12 protein-coding genes and 2 pseudogenes are annotated in these 16,998 nt (G+C 36.2%); 4 read left to right on the top strand and 10 right to left on the bottom strand.

Annotated elements, in window-relative coordinates; translation table 11 throughout:
• Window positions 1–224: YHS domain-containing protein (locus tag A0F92_RS00625; protein ID WP_167516671.1), on the top strand; the 224-nt coding region annotated here is incomplete at its 5' end.
• A gap of 27 nt (window positions 225–251) precedes the next feature.
• Here the strand turns inward: A0F92_RS00625 and A0F92_RS00630 are convergent.
• Window positions 252–1,706 (bottom strand): gluconokinase, encoded by a 1,455-nt coding sequence (locus tag A0F92_RS00630; RefSeq protein ID WP_068240583.1) that lies wholly within the window; start codon window positions 1,704–1,706, stop codon window positions 252–254.
• 180 nt (window positions 1,707–1,886) lie between these two features.
• Here A0F92_RS00630 and A0F92_RS00635 point away from each other — a divergent pair, with 180 nt between their 5' ends.
• Together A0F92_RS00635 and A0F92_RS00640 are read left to right on the top strand one after the other, a co-directional pair.
• A complete protein-coding gene (locus tag A0F92_RS00635; RefSeq protein WP_167516672.1) occupies window positions 1,887–3,539 on the top strand; it encodes a SulP family inorganic anion transporter in 1,653 nt (550 codons plus the stop codon).
• 130 nt (window positions 3,540–3,669) lie between these two features.
• Window positions 3,670–4,203, top strand: a pseudogene (locus A0F92_RS00640) (transposase).
• Here the strand turns inward: A0F92_RS00640 and A0F92_RS15400 are convergent.
• From A0F92_RS15400 to rhaT, 7 genes are all read right to left on the bottom strand, one after another.
• Window positions 4,192–4,353 carry a hypothetical protein gene (locus tag A0F92_RS15400; protein ID WP_167516673.1) on the bottom strand — a complete coding sequence of 54 codons (162 nt, stop codon included), beginning with the start codon at window positions 4,351–4,353 and terminating at the stop codon, window positions 4,192–4,194. The pseudogene A0F92_RS00640 and the gene A0F92_RS15400 sit on opposite strands and share 12 nt — an antisense overlap.
• 509 nt (window positions 4,354–4,862) lie before the next feature.
• On the bottom strand, window positions 4,863–6,023 hold the full coding sequence (locus A0F92_RS00645; RefSeq protein ID WP_068240588.1) for an alpha-hydroxy acid oxidase: 1,161 nt from the start codon (window positions 6,021–6,023) through the stop codon (window positions 4,863–4,865).
• An 87-nt stretch (window positions 6,024–6,110) separates the two neighbouring features.
• Complete coding sequence (locus A0F92_RS00650; RefSeq protein ID WP_068240619.1) at window positions 6,111–7,496, bottom strand: FGGY-family carbohydrate kinase; 1,386 nt, start codon at window positions 7,494–7,496, stop codon at window positions 6,111–6,113.
• Between the two features lie 129 nt (window positions 7,497–7,625).
• A complete protein-coding gene (locus A0F92_RS00655; protein ID WP_068240591.1) occupies window positions 7,626–8,900 on the bottom strand; it encodes a sugar isomerase in 1,275 nt (424 codons plus the stop codon).
• A 34-nt stretch (window positions 8,901–8,934) separates the two neighbouring features.
• Entirely contained in the window at window positions 8,935–9,312 is a 378-nt protein-coding gene (gene rhaM, locus A0F92_RS00660; protein ID WP_253809988.1) for an L-rhamnose mutarotase, read from the bottom strand.
• A 92-nt stretch (window positions 9,313–9,404) separates the two neighbouring features.
• Window positions 9,405–11,525, bottom strand: coding sequence for a bifunctional aldolase/short-chain dehydrogenase (locus tag A0F92_RS00665; RefSeq protein ID WP_068240594.1), 2,121 nt, complete (start codon window positions 11,523–11,525; stop codon window positions 9,405–9,407).
• 23 nt (window positions 11,526–11,548) lie between these two features.
• Entirely contained in the window at window positions 11,549–12,628 is a 1,080-nt protein-coding gene (gene rhaT, locus A0F92_RS00670) for an L-rhamnose/proton symporter RhaT (RefSeq protein ID WP_068240596.1), read from the bottom strand.
• A gap of 144 nt (window positions 12,629–12,772) precedes the next feature.
• Between rhaT and A0F92_RS00675 the strand changes: the two genes are divergently transcribed.
• On the top strand, window positions 12,773–13,798 hold the full coding sequence (locus A0F92_RS00675; RefSeq protein ID WP_068240598.1) for a GntR family transcriptional regulator: 1,026 nt from the start codon (window positions 12,773–12,775) through the stop codon (window positions 13,796–13,798).
• Window positions 13,799–14,062: 264 nt separating this feature from the next.
• Here A0F92_RS00675 and A0F92_RS16000 read toward each other — a convergent pair whose 3' ends face one another.
• Entirely contained in the window at window positions 14,063–14,113 is a 51-nt protein-coding gene (locus tag A0F92_RS16000; protein ID WP_394330957.1) for a hypothetical protein, read from the bottom strand.
• A gap of 85 nt (window positions 14,114–14,198) precedes the next feature.
• Window positions 14,199–16,751: pseudogene (locus A0F92_RS00680) on the bottom strand (family 78 glycoside hydrolase catalytic domain); the annotation flags it as partial.
• Window positions 16,752–16,998: the final 247 nt, after the last annotated feature.

The following is a 16,998-nucleotide window of genomic DNA, read 5'->3' on the forward strand; positions in this document are numbered from 1 at the left end:
ATACTGCCGCCGCCATGGCACCCATGCCTATGCAGGCTAAATTTACCGCAGATATGGTAGATAACCAGCGCGACCCCTCTTGCGGCATGCCTGCCAGAGCAGGATTAGAAGACACCGTGCATTATAAAGGCCACGTAATTGGTTTTTGCAGTAAGGAATGTAAAGATGAATTTATGAAAGACCCCGAAAAAGGTTTAACTGCAGCAGATTTAAAGAAAAAATAAATAGTATGGATAAAAGCCGCTGAACATTTATTCAAGCGGCTTTTTTAATAATCCCAAATTTTTCAGCGCTTCATTATACTGCAAAAACACTTTTTGGTATATCTGATGTGAAGCCGCATTGGGCATATAAACCGTTAAATTATTGTTTGATGGTGCTACGTTGGCATGTCCGGTAGCTTTGGCACCTATCATAACAGCACCCAAGGCAGATGTTTCAATCGTTGCCGGCAATTGAACAGGCAACCCACTTATATCGGCCAGCATTTGCACCCATTCAGCACTTTCAGCAAAACCACCTCCGGCGTAAATACCTTCCACATTGCTATTGGTTTTTAGCAAAGCCAGTATAATGGTGTAAACATTCAATAAAACCCCTTCCATTACAGCTTTAATACAATGAGCACGGGTATGCTGTTGGGTCATTCCTAAAAAAGCTGCTGTAGCATTTGCATTCCACAATGGGGCTCTTTCTCCGGCAATAAAAGGTAAAACCAATAAGCCATTGCTTCCCGCAGGTATGGCTGCTGTTTCTGCTACAAGTGCAGTATATGTGTTATTTGATTGCAATATTGCCTCTTTCAACCACTGTAAAACACTAGCACCATTATTAGAAGCACCACCCATTACATAAGTAGTATGCTGAAGATGGTAACAAAATGTTTGCATGCCATCATCTAACTGAGGAGATTGAATTGTGCTTCTGGCCGCAGCACTGGTACCAATAGTAACTGCTATATTCCGGTCATCAATAATACCCATTCCTAAATTAGCCAGCGGGCCATCTCCTGCACCAATTACCAAAGGAATGATATTTGCCCAATTGGGGAGCACTCCATTTTTTACATAAAAAACAGCATCTGTTTGCACAATTTCAGAAAGTTGTTGTTTGGATATATTGGCCAGCGATAAAATACTATCATCCCATTGTAACAAATAAATATTACACAAGCCCGTTGCCGTTGCCAATGAAGTGTCAATAGCATATTTACCTGTTAATGCATGTAGTACATATTCTTTCATTCCTATAAATCTGGCTGATTTTTTAAAAACATCCGGATTGTTTTTTTGAAGCCAAAGCAGTTTGCAAAGCGGTGTCATGGCATGTACAGGAACGCCTGTTTTCTGATAAATTTCACTTGCTATACCATTTTGATGCAAGGTCAGCGCTTCTTGTGCAGCTCTTGTATCACTCCATAAAATGCAATTGGTTAAGGGTATACCTGCGGCATCAATGGCAATAAGCCCATGCAGTGCCGCACTAAAACTGATACACAAAGGTGGCTGTTGCAAATAAGCTGCCACTTCCAACACACAGTTGATTACGGCCTGTAAAATTTTATCGGGATGCTGTTCTGCAAAACCGGGCTGAGGATATAAAGTTTCATTTTCAATTGCATAACGATACAGTATTGTAGCATTTTTTGAAAATGCAACTGCCTTGATTGAGGTGGTGCCCATATCTATCCCTAAAAAATATTCCATATCTGCCAACTTTATGAATCAGGAAACAATTTACAGTAAGTTATTGCATTCCGGCAAAATGGTTGTTCTACCTGTTTTAAAAATTGATAAAACTCACTTTACTGATTGATAAGGTTTACCACTAAAGCTGCCTGCCTGTGCTAATTTTGTAGAAATCATTTCTAAAATCAATTTTATAATATGTTTTTTAAACCAAAAATATTAGATACGCTTCAACATTACACATTACAGCAATTTATAAAAGATTTACTGGCAGGGTTAATTGTTGGCGTTGTAGCATTACCCCTGGCCATAGCTTTTGCGATTGCTTCCGGAGTTTCGCCGGAAAAAGGATTGTATACAGCTATTATTGGTGGTTTTATTGTTTCTACTTTAGGTGGCAGTAAAGTACAAATAGGAGGCCCTACCGGCGCTTTTATTGTAATTGTATATGGCATTGTAATGCAATACGGTATAAGTGGCTTAGTGATTGCAACTTTTATAGCAGGCATTATTTTAATTATTATGGGCTTAGTGCGTTTGGGTGCCGTTATTAAATTTATACCTTACCCATTAATTGTTGGCTTTACCAGCGGTATTGCTTTAATTATTTTTTCATCGGAAGTAAAAGATTTTTTGGGCCTTAACATGGGCAGCGTACCGGCAGGATTTTTATCGAAATGGTACCAATTTAGTTTACACATAAACACAACTAACGTATATGCATTGGCGATTGGAGCAATAACACTACTGATTATTATTTTCTGGCCGCGTATTTCACATAAAATACCCGGCTCACTAATTGCCATACTTCTTACTACTACTGTAGTGCAGTTTTTTCATTTACCGGTTGAAACCATTGGTAGTCGTTTTGGCGCTATCCCCAATCATTTACCGGGACCCATTATTCCTACCATTAACTTTTCCGTTATTAAAGCATTAATTCAACCTGCATTTACCATTGCTTTACTGGGTGGGATAGAATCATTGCTTTCTGCTGTGGTAGCAGATGGCATGATAGGGGGTAACCATCGCTCCAATACCGAATTAATTGCACAGGGAACCGCCAATCTCTTTTCAGCCATTTTTGGTGGTATTCCGGTAACCGGCGCCATTGCACGTACAGCTACCAACATCAAGAACGGCGGACGTACACCTATTGCGGGTATTATTCACTCCATTACACTTCTTTTAATTCTGGTACTGGTGGGCAAATGGGCTGCTTTAATACCTATGCCGGCCTTAGCCGGCATTTTGGTAATTGTTGCTTATAACATGAGTGAGTGGGAAAACTTTGTATCTATTTTAAAAGGCCCTAAAAGCGATATGCTGGTTTTATTGGCTACTTTTTTCTTAACGGTTTTAATTGATTTAACTGTGGCCATTGAAATTGGGATGGTACTTGCTGCTTTTCTGTTTATGCGCAAAATGATTCAGTTTAGCGAAGTAAATCTGTTGCCAAAAGAAATGGAGAATACTGATGCCGACAATGCCTCCATTGGTAATTTTTCCATACCGAAAGAAGTGGAGGTTTTTGAAATTTCCGGGCCTTTATTTTTTGGCGCAACTTATAAGTTTAAAGATGCCATCAAATTCATAGAAAAAACACCTAAAGTGCTTATTATTAGAATGCGGCAAGTACCCATAATTGATGTTACCGGTATTAAAACATTACAGGAAATTTATAAAGAATCGAAACACAGAGGTACAAAACTCATTTTATCGGAAGTAACCAGTGCACAGGTAATGCAAGAAATGAAAGCAGCCCGTTTATTGTTTGCAATTGGAAAAGCCAATGTTACTGAAAGTTTTGAAGGAGCACTAAAAAGAAGTCGAACAATTTTACACTCCTAAATAAGGCTGTAAACAAAACTGTGTCAAAGTTCAAAAATGATTTAGGAACTTTAAACCACAGTTTAATTATGGAAAAGAAAAAAGAAGCCATCGATTACGAAGCATTAAAGAAAAAGACCCCTGAGCAATTTTGTTCGGGCAAAAGTTTATTTGGCAAGGATGGCACTTTTGCTCCTATGCTAAAAATTTCCTGGAAGAGCAGCTTGACGAGGAACAACGTCTTGCGGGCAATCATAAAAATGTTTATAACAGTAAACAGTTAAAAACAGCAGAGGGCACCTTTGATTTATCTACACCCCGGGACCGGCCAGGAGAGTTTGAACCTCAGATTGTACAAAAACGAGAAACCATTTTAGCAGAAAGTTTAGAGCAAAAAATTATCGGGATGTATGGTCATGGGATGAGTTTGCGTGATATATCTGCCCATATTAAAGATATGTACGACACGGATATATTTCTGCCGGCACACTATCAGCCATTACCGATAAAGTAATACCGTTAGTATCAGGAATGGCAAAGCCGTCCATTAGATCCACTGTATTGCATTGTATGGTTAGATGCTATGTATTACAAAGTAAAGCAGGACAGTAAAATTACTACCCGCTGTGTATATAATATACTGGGCATTACTATTGAAGGAAGAAAAGAAATTTTAGGTTGCTAATGCATTGCGTAAGGTTTGATAAGTTTTGTTGCTGCAGGCTAAGGCATCATCTAAATGTAGGAATACCAACTCTTCCTGCAAATCTTCAAAATGACGGGTGGAAAGATAAGGCAACCCTTCCCTTGCTACCCGCCCGCAGCAATTTTTCATCGGGCAGAGGACTGTATTCATTTTTTACAATACTAAGAATACCCCAAATGTGTTTTTTAGGATATTACTCAGTTTCCAACTTAAAAGTACAGCGTTATTTCAATTGTTGGCACATACAATTGTTGTAGTAGCGCACATTTTTTGCAGATAGTATTTTCCTATACAAAATGCAAAGTACCCTGCGTTTTGACAGGCGCCCACATCTTCTATATAACATAATATCACTATTATTTTCCTGAAAGACAAAGACAGTGTTTTCGGGCTTTTTTTAAATTTCTTCGACAGGTATTCGAAACATCTTCGAAACAATCCAATATTTATGCAGGTTCTATCGAACCAGTGTCGAAGATGGCAGGGAAATTGCTACTTTTGTATTTGTTTTGGAATATGTTGAAAAACCAGATTTATTTGGTAGGTGCATTGTTAATTTAAATCGCTTCCAGAAATACAATTGCTTGCTATAAAATTAGTGAGAAAAAAGGGACGGTTATCAAATGAATTTTTTTATTTTAAGATGAACGTTTTGTAACAAGGAAGTTACTGAAATCTTCTACCCGTTCACAACAAATTTGCTGCATTACTTGTTGCAACTGTGTTTTTAGAATAGATATCGTATGATTGCCCCCCTCTTTTCCCAATGCTGCTACACCATACATAAATGATCTTCCAAGAAAAGTAAATTGAGCACCCGAAGCCAGCGCTCTTGCAATATCGGGACCTGAGCGCAAGCCACTATCTAACATAATTTTTATTTTATCGCCATAAATTTTAACCACTCTATTGAGTGAATGAATAGAAGACTCTCCTGCATCTAATTGTCGGCCGCCATGATTAGAAACAATGATACCATCGATACCCAGTTTAATAGCTGTTTCTGTATCTGCTTCACTTACAATACCTTTTAAAACCAGCTTTCCCTTCCACAGATTACGAATGGCAGCTACTTTTTCTTGATTCAACCTACCATCAAAAGTCTTGTTCATAAATAATCCCAGATGATGCATATTCATCCTTTTCGGTATATATGGTTTTAGCACCTGAAAAGAAGGCTGGCCGTGTATCAGTGTTTTAATGGCCCAATTAGGTTTGCCCATTATTTGAAGCATATTGTTTAAGGTCATACGCGGAGGCATGGCCAATCCATTTTTTATTTCTTTGGAACGATAACCAAAGGAGGGCACATCACTTAAAATAACCAAAACCGGATATTGTGCAGCTTCAACTCTTTTAATGATTTGATCCCGCAGACTGTTTTCTGCCGGATGGTATAACTGAAACCACGCTCTTCCTTCTGTAATTTCGCCAATACGCTCAATACTACTGGTACTTACTGTACTTAATGTAAATGGAATATTATGTTCAAAAGCTGCTTTGGCCAATATTTCCGGTGCATTGGGCCATATTAATCCTTGTAATCCTATAGGTGCAATTCCAAAAGGGGCATCATAGGTATGCCCAAATAATTCTGTTTTCATGTTAATACCTGCATAATTCTTAAGGTATTCAGGCAGCAACTCTACCTCACGGATTTCAGCGGTATTTTTCTGAAGATTAACTTCTTCATTACATCCGCCATCGAGGTATTCAAAGGCAAACCGGGGTATTCTTTTTTTTGCTTTTTCCCTTAAATCTTCAATGGAAGGAAAATTAGAATTATAAATAAGTTTCATTTAAAAATATTTTACTTTAAAATTTTATTTGTTGCCTAATTATTAAAAAATTGATTCAATTTATTTTGAAGCATTATCGCACTGCTGTTATACTTTATCATCATGAATTCCGGAATATAATTTCAAATCAAAAATATCGGTAGGTAAGGGTTTGGGATTCCAGTGTTGATGTATGGCTAAGGCAGCGCCTAATGCTGAAGCCTGAGGCAAACAGGCACTATAGACCTCCATTTGAGGATAGGCCATTGCCAGTAAATGCATGTAAATCTGATTTTTACTAAACCCTCCATCTACAAACAATCGCTTTACAAAACGATTCTCTAATACCAGATTGGTACTTTTTATTTGTTGCACAATTAAATCGGCCACAAACTGGTGATATGCTTCTTCATAACTGCTAAAATCATTTAAGTTTCTTTGATCAAATCCTGATTTAGCTCTCATCGCTTCCTCTGTAAACTTATCTGAAAAACCATGTACAGTTTTCAGACTATTATATATGTTCAAATCAAATTGAACAGTTTTATAATAATGCAACGGTTTATGAAAATGCTCCGCAAGTGTTTTTATTTGCTGCTCATGTTCATATCCTGCAAATAACCGAGACGCTTTAACAGGAATTCCTTTATAAGAAAGATAGCAAAGGCAATCTTGTTGCAATTCAAGATCACTTAAAGGAGTTTGATTAAATGGGTTTAAAGTAATACACCAGGTGCCGGTTGAAAGAAGCAGGAATGGTTCATTAAACGAAATAAGATAAGGAATTAATGCCGCGGAGCTATCATGCAAACCAATACCAACTGGTATGGTATTGTTAATGTATCCGGCAATACTGTTACTACCAATTACAGGTGCCATTTTAGGCAAAATTCCTTCTTTTTTTACCCAGGTATGGTATTGATTATTTTGAAAATCCCAAAGATGGGTATGGCAACCAATACTGGTTATATCAGAGCCAGGGTTGCCTGAAAAAATAAAACTTAAATATTGGGGAAGATGCAACGCATATTTTATATTGGCAAACACTTCCGGCTTTTCATATTTCATCCGGTATAGCTGCATGCCAGAATTAAGATTTCCCAATATGGGCGAAGCAGTTTGTTTTGACAGAGCATTTTCTCCACCATAAGTTTTATAAAATTTTTCTCTGAGGCTGGGAGGATACGGTTTCAGATAATTATATAAAGGAGGAATTATCTTTAATTCTACATCCAGATAAACAAAACTGGCACCATATCCTGAAATATTTATACCCTTAATTTTATATCTTTTATCATTTAATATATCATTACAAGAAATTTGAATCCATTTAGTTAACGCCTCTACATCTTCGCAGGGATAATTATCCTCATCTTTTACTTCTTTCAATTGGGTACTTTCTTCTTGTACCAGTTTATATTGTTCATCAAATAGCAATCGTTTTTTATTAGTTTTACCCACATCAAAAATTACAATTACATTTTTTTTGTTCATATGGTTTATGGTCATCTAAGAAATCATATTAAAAAGTATTCTCAGTGCATTACAACTTTAAATTAATGTTCTATTCTTCTCTGTAATTTACAAACTATTACATTATAGTAGTTTTATATTTAAAGTTTATTATAATCCTGTTGCTAAAGTTTTTATGCCTCTTTCCTTAATTAATTGTTTCCTTACCTTTTGGCTACGGTACAATGCTATCGGATTTATGGCGCCACCTGCCCGTACCCTTGCTTCTGCTACCAATGGCCGAACATCCGTTCTAAATGCATTTTGTAGAATTTCTTGTGCGGTTACTACATCATTGCACTGTTGTGCTTCCACTAATTTTTCTCTATCCACCAATAATGCCTGTGCATAAGCAATCATAATGGCTTCTACTGACTGCAATAAATCTTCTAATGGGTCTTTAACATTGTGTGATGCATCAATCATCCATGCTAAATCAGAAGCATGATTCATTTTATTTGCATCCATTCCTTCTATCAGTTCATTAAAAATTAAAAATAACTGATAAGGTTTTATACTTCCAACAGTAAGATCATCATCACCATATTTTGAGTCATTAAAATGAAAGCCCCCCAGTTTCCCTTCCATTAATAATAGTGCAATAATTTGTTCAATATTGGCATTGGGCAAATGATGGCCCAGATCAACCAATGTATATGCTTTTTTGCCCAGCTTTGAGGTATATAGCAACGATTGTCCCCAATCACCAACAGTAGTTGAATAAAAATTAGGCTCAAAGGCTTTGTATTCTACAAACATCTTCCAATCATCCGGTAAAGCACTATAAACTTCCTGTAAACTTTCCAATGTATTTTGGAAGGCTTTTCTAAAATTGAGCTGCCCTGGAAAACAGGAGCCATCGCTTAGCCAAACTGTCAACGATTTTGAACCCAGTTCAATGCCATGATGTATTACCTCTATGTTGTGATCAATGGCTTGTTTGCGAACAGCTTTATCAACATGTTGCATTGAACCAAATTTATAGCTCAATTTTTGATGGGGTTGATCCTGAAAGGTATTGGAGTTCATCGCATCGAACTTTAGGCCATGCTGTGTTGCAAGTAATTGAATATTGGATGCATTTTTGGGAATATCCCAGGGGATGTGCAAAGAAATAGCACCGCTTGACTGATTTAATGCATGAAGCAACCCGATATCTTCTATCTTTTCTTCGAGATTACGTGGTTCTCCACCTCCGGGGAAACGACCAAACCGGGTACCTCCTGTTCCTAATGCCCAACTTGGAATAGCGATCTGAAAGTCAATTATTTTTTTAATTATTTCGTCTATGTTGGATATGCCGGATGCAACAAATTCATAATTACGTTTATGTTCTTGACTGTAGTTTTTGTTGTTTTCCTGTATTAAGGTTTTGTTGATTATCATGGCTGCAATTTTTCATTATCGTTTTTTCAAAATATCAAGGCAAATAAAAAACCTCCTGCAATGGGACAGAAACCGGAGAATTATCTGTATTTGTTTCCATTATATCTTTCATATAATTCCACCATTTTTGCATAACCGGGTGCAATGCTAAATTATCCGGCTTTCCTGCATTATTCATTTTCATTACCCCAAATAAGTTATAAGTTGTTTCATCTAAAAAAATAGAATAATCGCTAATGCCGTTAGATTTAAGCAGAAACGAAAGTTCCGGCCATAATGCTTCATGCCTTTTTTTATATTCTTCCTTACAACCTTTATTCAATTGCATTTTAAAAGCAACCCTAACGATTGCTGAATACACCGGTGATTGTTTTTGAGTAGAATTATTTTGTATTTCATTATTAACTTGCATATTATAATTAATTAAACAAGCATACATAAGAATCAAAAGGTTGACAGATTAGAAAATCATCAACGATTTGATACTAGCTTATGCGAAAAAAATTATCTTACAAATGCCATAGCAACGCCTCCATCTACATTTAAAATATTTCCGGTGGATTTATTGAGAAGACCGCTCACAAAAGCAAAACAGGCATTGGCAATATCTTCAGGTAATATCGTTTCATGTAGCAGAGTTCTTTTAGCATAAAAATCCGGAAGTTCTTCTACTTTAATTCCATAAGCTTTAGCCCGCCCTTCAGCCCATCCATTGGCCCAAATATTAGAATCGCTAATAACAGCATCGGGATTCACAATATTAACCCGTATTTTATCCCCTCCTAATTCAGCAGCCATTAACCGGGATAAATGAGCCTGCGCCGCTTTTGCTGAACCATAAGCGGCATTATTAGCACCTGCAACGATTGAATTTTTTGAAACAATATTAATAATATCACCACCTAACCCTTGTTTTCGCATCATGTCGATTGATGACTGTGAAACCAAAAACTGGCCTTTCACCAATATATCATATAATTTATCCCAATCTTCTGTGTTATGTTCTTCAATGGGTTTAGAAATACTGATACCTGCATTATTCACTACAATGTCTATCCCGCCAAATGTAACTGCGGCCATTTTCAATGCTTCCGATATTGATAGCTGGCTGGTTACATCCAGCATCACCGAAGCGGTACTATCTTTTCCAAAAAGCTCTTGAAACTTTTTTGTAGTAGTGGATAATCTTTCATCATTAATATCATTCAGAATAATACAGGCCCCTTCTTCTGCTAACTTTTTTGCAATTGCTTTTCCTATTCCCCCGGCACTGCCGGTAACCAGTGCTATTTTGCCGGTTAATGCTTTGGGGGTTGGCATACGTTGCAGCTTCGCCTCTTCCAATAACCAGTATTCAATATTGAATGCTTCCTGCCGGGGCAATGAAGTGTAGGAAGAAATGGACTCTGCACCTTTCATTACATTAATAGCATTAATATAAAATTCAGAGGCAACCCGAGCGGTTTGTTTGTCTTTTGCAAAGGTGAACATACCCACACCCGGATATAAAATTACAACCGGATTGGCATCACGCATGGCAGGGCTATTGGAGTGCTTACAAGTATTATAATAATCTGCATACATTTTCCGGTAAGCATCAAATAAGGGGGCTAATTTTTCCTTGACCGATTTTACATCATTTAGTTTTTCACCTGGTTCTAAATTCAGTACTAAGGGGCTGATTTTAGTGCGTAAAAAATGATCGGGGCAGGAAGTTCCAAGTGGTGCCAACCTGTCAAGGTTATTACTATTAATAAATTCTAACACATTTTCATTATCTGTAAAATGACCAATCATATTGGTTTTTGATGAGCAAAAACCACGCAATATCGGTGCTAATTTTGCAGCCTGATTTAACCGTTTTTCTTTTGGTAAGGCTTCTAATTTTTTTCCGCCAAAAATTGATTTGTTCTTTTTTAAATGGTATTCGATATAGGAAGCACATTTTTCTACTACATCTAATGTATTTAAGTAACATTCGTATGCCGTATTGCCCCATGTAAATAAACCGTGTGAACCAAGCATAATGCCTCTAATACCAGGATTTTCATCTAAACATTGTTTTAATTTAAGGCCCAGATCAAATCCTGGTCGTTGCCATTCAACCCAGCCAATTGTTCCACTGAATAATTCTTTGGTAATTTTTTTACCATCTTTGGCTGCTGCTATGGCAATTGCTGCATCGGGGTGTAAATGATCAATATGTTTAAATGGAAGAAAGCCATGCAATGGCGTATCGATGGATGGTGCTTTAGAGGCTAAATCGAATATACAATGATTAAACAGCTCAACCATTTCATCTTCGTGCTCAATACCACGATATACCTTTTTTAAGCTACGCAGGCGATCAACATATAATGCAGCTAAACCACTTTTCTTTAAAGTACCTATATCTCCGCCACTGCCCTTTACCCACATTACTTCTGTTTCGTTGCCTGTCAACGGATCTTTTGCAAATGTTTTGCAAGAGGTATTGCCACCGCCATAATTGGTCAATCGTAAATCTGCACCTAATAAATTTGACCGGTAAATTAATAATGCCACTTCATCGTCTTTCATTGAAGCTGCCACTTCATCATTCCACAAATAACTTACATGTTTAAATACAATTGTTGGTTCTACCATAAAACTATTTTTTCTTCGTTAAATTATTTGATTGAATTGCCATAACCTACCATAATAACTGAAACAATAATGGTAATGATGCCAACAATAATGGTTGTTTTGGTTTTTTTACTCACTTCTTTCCATTCTTTCAATGCAAAACCCCACATATTAGCCACTAAAATGATAAACGACATGTGCAAAATCCATGAACTGGCTCCGTTACCCAACTTGCTTTCGCCCATGCCATAAAAGAAAAATTGTAAAAACCAAAGTGTGCCTGCTAATGCACAGAAAAGATAATTTTTGATAAGTGGCGTTTTTTTATTGGTGTAATCACCAAAAGTTTTATTACGAATATTTAAAAATAATGTCCATATTAAGTTAGTGGTAAGTCCACCCCACAATAAAACAATATAAATTACATTATTGCGATATAAAAAATTACCGGTTTCTAAAGGATTGGATGCCTTCCACGCCTCATTAGCAGCATCTGCCATTTTAGAACCCGCTTCAATGCCATAATTAAAACAAGCGCTAAGAATACCTGCCAGGATGCACACAATTAATCCCTTTACTAAGTTGAATTCTTTTACACTTTCTTTCTTTTTTTCTTCTGATAATTCATGTTCTTTTAAAACACCTGCTCTTCCACAAATAAAAATACCGACTAAACAAAGCACTACACCTATCAGCACAACTTGCCCCCATGATTGAGTTAGCAGGTCATGGAAAGTAGTCTTGCCATCCTGCGGGTAAAAGTTATAATAAATAGATGGAGCCAAAGCGCCAAAAGCAGAAGTAAAACCAAGTAAAACAGAATTGCCCAATGACATGCCCAAATAACGCATACCCAAACCATACATTAAGCCACCGATACCCCAAAGCACTCCCCAAAAATAAGTCCAACTAAAAGTAGAAAGCGATGATTGTGAAATAATTTCTGCAAAATGTGGAATGGTAAGCCAGGCTGCAATGGGTGGAATAATTAACCATGAGAACAAACCACCTACTATCCAAAAAGTTTCCCAATGCCAGCCTTTTACTTTAGTATAAGGCACATAAAAACTACCCGATGCCCCACCCCCAATAAAATGAAAAATAATGCCTAATATTATTTGCATAATAGCTATATGAATATTAAATTTAAGTAAAAATAATCTATCCATTTTTACCTCTGTCCTGCACTATGCTGATTCGTGCATCCATCCCTTTTTACAGTTTATATTTGTTAAATTATTGTATTAAAATATTATTTTAACCAAAAGATGTCTTACTTTTTTAAATTTATAGAATTAGATACTTTATCTGCCACACCCAAATATTTGCAGATTGCTAATTCAATTATAAAAGCAGTAATTAGTGGTAAATTACAAGACAATGATATTCTTCCCTCTATCAATGAATTTAGTAGTGAAATGGATGTATCGCGGGATACAATTGAAAAAGGTTACAGCTATCTAAAAAAAATTGGCATATTGGCTTCTATTGCAGGTAAAGGCTATTTTATTAAAAACTCAAAATTATTGCAGTTTTATAAAATTTTCCTATTGTTTAATAAACTGAGTACCCATAAAAAGATCATTTACGACTCCTTCATTGAAACCTTAGGCCAGTCGGCTACTGTTGATTTTTATATTTACAACAATGATTTCAATTTATTTAAAGAATTACTCAGTAAAAGTATTGATAATTATACCCATTATGTAATAATACCTCATTTAAGAGAAGACAATAAAACATCTACAGAAATTTTAAAACTTATACCAGCTGGGAAATTGATTTTATTAGATAAAAATATTGACAGCATGTGTGGGAATGCCAGTACAGTTTATGAAAATTTTGAAGAGGATATTTATAATGCATTGGAAGAAGCCCTTCCCCACCTCAACAAATACCACACTATTAAAATAATATTCCCAAATTACACCTATCACCCCAATGAAATTTTGAATGGATTTGCCAGGTTTTGCAGCGAATATGCCTTTAACCACACTGTTATTGATGAAATAGAGGAAGAAAATATTGAGGATGGTATAGTATATATTAGTTTAATGGAAGATAATCTGGTAACGCTAATAGAAAAGATTATAGACAGGGAAAAAGTAATTGGAAAGGATGTTGGCGTTATATCATACAATGAAACACCTTTAAAAAAAATTATTCTCAACGGCATTACTACAATATCTACAGATTTTAAGTTGATGGGGGAAAAGGCGGCAGAGATTGTTTTAAATAAAGAACAAGCTCATTATGCCGTTCCGTTTCAATTAACATTAAGAAATTCTTTGTGAGACTGTATGAATTGAATATTGGAAGCAAAATGGAAATACAAGCATATTAGCGTAAACATCCTAATTTAGTAGTAGGGGTAAAACTGTTAACTTTTGTCAGCAATATTTAAACAGCATGTAATTTTGAAATTTTAAAAAGGGGGCTACTACAACAACCTAACAATTAAAGGAAAAAAGATTAATGAGCCCCCTTGCTTTTCATAGGATTAGGGAGTATTTATTTTAGCTGTGATGTAAAATGATAATGACCGGAACCTGCATTAATTACCATGTATCCTCCTTTCTGGCTGATAACTTCAAGGTCTTTTGAATCAGAAACAGGTAGGTTGCCTTCCCAAATTGTGGTTCCGTTTTTTGCGGGAACAAATATTGTTGCTGATGTGTTGGCTGGTATTTCAACATCCATGATTATTTTATCCCCTTCAATTTTCCAACTATTACTAAGTTTTCCATAATAAGTAATCAGGCTTGCTGATGCAAAACTGAAACCACCACCAATATGCGGTTTTATTTTGATGTGCTTATACCCTACTCCGTCTTCATACGTATCCAGCCCCACCATTTTACGATACATCCAATCCCCAATAGCTCCATAAGCATAATGATTAAAAGAATTCATTCCCGGATTCTCAAAAGTTCCATCAGGTTTTTCTCCATCCCATCTTTCCCAAATAGTGGTAGCGCCCATCTTTACAGGATATAACCAAGAGGGATAGGTTTCCTGCAACAATAATTTATAGGCTATACTATCATAACCAAAACGCGTTAACACATGGCATAGGTATGGCGTGCCTAAGAAACCTGTTGTAAGATGAAAATTGTAACTCTTAATATTTTCAGCCAGTCTTTCAGCAGCCTGTGCCCGCAGGTTTTCCGGCAACATATCAAAATTGAGTGCCAGCACATAGGCCGTTTGTGTACCGGAAACAAGGCGCCCGTTGGGGGTCATGTATTCTTTTATAAAGGCATCTTTTATTTTTTTCAAAAGGCCGGAATAAAAAGAAACATCTTCTGTTTTGCCCAAAACATTTGCAGCATTCATTAATAATTGTGTGGAATGCGCATAAAAGCATTGTGCAATTAAATATTTATCAGTAACAGCAGCACGGCCATCATTATCATCATCAGGGCGATAGAATAACCAATCGCCAAAATTAAATCCGGTATTCCAAAGATTATTAATACTTTTTTTGTGCATGTACTCTACCCAAGCTTTCATACTGTTGTATTGATCATCCAGTATTTTTTTATCGCCATAGGCTAAATACATATTCCATGGAATAATTGTAGAAACATCGGACCATCCGGCAGAGCCTGCAGAATTAGGCCCTAGCACATTTGGTATTACAAAGGGAACGCTACCATCCGGCAATTGATCCGCTGCTACATCTTTCATCCATTTTTCAAAAAAATTATACACCCCCATATTAAAAGCAGCCGTTCTGGAAAATACCTGGGCATCTCCCGTCCAGCCAAGTCGTTCATCGCGCTGTGGACAATCAGTTGGAACATCTAAAAAGTTTCCTTTTTGCCCCCACTGTATATTATGTTGCAATTGATTAATGAGGGGATTGGATGTAGTAAATGTGCCAGTTTCTTTCATGTTGGCATAAATTGCAACTGCTGTAAAGTTATTTGGATTTAGATTGCCTTTAATTCCTTCAACTTTAATATAACGAAAGCCATAGTAGGTAAAATGTGGTTCAAAATATTCTTCACCTTTTCCATTTAAGACATAAGTTGAAGTAGCTTTAGCTGCGCGAAGATTAGTAGTATAAAAATTTCCTTCTTTATCTAATATTTCAGCGTGTTGAATGATAACAGTATCACCAGCATTACCATGCACTTTCAACATCACCCATCCTACCAGATTTTGCCCAAAATCAATTACTTTTTCTCCTTTAGGTGTTGTAATAATCTTGATAGGTGTAAAAGTTTCATGTTTTGTTGCTGGTTCGTTATAGGTAGCTATTAGGTTATTATATGAAAAATCTTCAACTTTTACCCCATACCAATCGGCATCATTATACCCTGGTAAATCCCATCCTGTTTTATATTTACGAGCATCTATGGTTTCGCCGTTATATATACTGGAACTGATAATTCCTCCGGTAGTACATTTCCAACTACTATCAGAAATGATGGTTTGCTTTGATCCATCTGTATAAACTATTTCAAACTGGAGCAAAAGAGAAATGTCTTTACCATAAATATTCTTATTGTTTTCCCATGCTAAATGCCCCCGATACCAACCACTTCCCAGTGTTACGCCAATGACATTGCCGCCTCTTTTTATCAAATCGGTTACATCATATACCTGGTACTGAAGCCGTTTGTTGTAGCTCGTCCATCCGGGTGTAAAATAAGCATCTCCTACCCTTTTGCCATTTATCTGTGCTTCATATAAACCATGTGCGGTAATATATACAGTAGCCGATTTTATTTTTTTTGAGGCATTAAATTGCTTTCTAAACATGGGGCTTGGGCGCAGAATGGAATCTTCTATATAACCTGGCGCAATCCATTTAGCTTTCCATTCATTATTATTTAAGAGTGCCATTTGAAAAAATGCAGGGGCACTCCATGCAGAAGATTTTCCTTCATTATCCCAAATCCGAACCTGCCAGAAATATTTTTTCCCAGATTGTAAAGTTTTACCATTATACCTTACATGAACAGACTGATTGGATATAATTTTTTCAGAATTCCATTCTGCTTTTGCCCCCTTTTGCAATGCAGCTATATTTTCGCCCACCCTTATTTCATAAGCTGTTTGCATGATCTTTCTTTCGGATGATATTAATTGCCAGCTAAATTGTGGTTGTGCAGTACCAATACCAATAGGGTTAGTAAGGTTTTCTGTAAGCAGGTTCTCAACTTTTATCTGAGCCACAGATGTATTTACTAACAGAAGAAAAATAGAAACCCGAAAAAGTGAATATATTTTAAGCATCGTAAAATAGATTTAACAGTGAAGTATCAAACATAATGAATCTAAAGTGAAATTAGTTTAACATTTAATAATAACCATCCTGCACTATGCTGTAATGATTTATTTCCCTTAATAAAATATTTTTTTATATATCAATTTAACGTAAAGAAGTTAAAAAAATATTTTAACTGATAGGAGACTGAATATTGAAAATTAAAATCATTTCAATCAGATACTAAACTTTCACTCAGTTTTAGTTCTATGAAAT

Source organism: Hydrotalea flava, assembly GCF_001623405.1.
In the GTDB taxonomy this organism is placed as follows: domain Bacteria; phylum Bacteroidota; class Bacteroidia; order Chitinophagales; family Chitinophagaceae; genus Hydrotalea; species Hydrotalea flava.

Coding starts and splice junctions, on each gene's coding strand:
- A0F92_RS00630 (WP_068240583.1), bottom strand. CDS start 1,706: ATGGAATATTTTTTAGGGATAGATATGGGCACCACCTCAATCAAGGCA.
- A0F92_RS00635 (WP_167516672.1), top strand. CDS start 1,887: ATGTTTTTTAAACCAAAAATATTAGATACGCTTCAACATTACACATTA.
- A0F92_RS15400 (WP_167516673.1), bottom strand. CDS start 4,353: ATGAAAAATTGCTGCGGGCGGGTAGCAAGGGAAGGGTTGCCTTATCTT.
- A0F92_RS00645 (WP_068240588.1), bottom strand. CDS start 6,023: ATGAAACTTATTTATAATTCTAATTTTCCTTCCATTGAAGATTTAAGG.
- A0F92_RS00650 (WP_068240619.1), bottom strand. CDS start 7,496: ATGAACAAAAAAAATGTAATTGTAATTTTTGATGTGGGTAAAACTAAT.
- A0F92_RS00655 (WP_068240591.1), bottom strand. CDS start 8,900: ATGATAATCAACAAAACCTTAATACAGGAAAACAACAAAAACTACAGT.
- rhaM (WP_253809988.1), bottom strand. CDS start 9,312: ATGCAAGTTAATAATGAAATACAAAATAATTCTACTCAAAAACAATCA.
- A0F92_RS00665 (WP_068240594.1), bottom strand. CDS start 11,525: ATGGTAGAACCAACAATTGTATTTAAACATGTAAGTTATTTGTGGAAT.
- rhaT (WP_068240596.1), bottom strand. CDS start 12,628: ATGCAAATAATATTAGGCATTATTTTTCATTTTATTGGGGGTGGGGCA.
- A0F92_RS00675 (WP_068240598.1), top strand. CDS start 12,773: ATGTCTTACTTTTTTAAATTTATAGAATTAGATACTTTATCTGCCACA.